Annotated in this window: 1 protein-coding gene; it reads left to right on the forward strand. The window is 57.8% G+C overall.

What is annotated here, in order from left to right:
* Positions 1 to 22: 22 nt before the first annotated feature.
* Positions 23 to 251: endo-alpha-N-acetylgalactosaminidase family protein (locus CUZ56_RS15305; RefSeq protein WP_239442636.1), on the forward strand; the 229-nt coding region annotated here is incomplete at its 3' end.

Raw genomic sequence — 251 nt, forward strand, 5'->3', positions numbered from 1 at the left:
GCATCAGAAGGCGTGGGACTGGATGGAGCAGTCCTACCGGATGGACTACGCCAAGGACCTTGGGTCTGGTCAGCTCTTCGCTCGACTCAACCAGCTGAGGAAGGAGTTGGGAGCCAAGTCCAACCTCGACTGGTTGTACTTCGACACCAACTACCCTGCTGGTTGGCAGAACGACCGGATCGCCAACGCTCTAAACGCCGAAGGCTGGAGGATCGGTTCCGAATGGTCGTCAACCTATCCGCGCTATAACC

The sequence above is a fragment of the Saezia sanguinis genome (genome assembly GCF_003991585.1).
In the GTDB taxonomy this organism is placed as follows: Bacteria; Pseudomonadota; Gammaproteobacteria; order Burkholderiales; family Burkholderiaceae_C; genus Saezia; species Saezia sanguinis.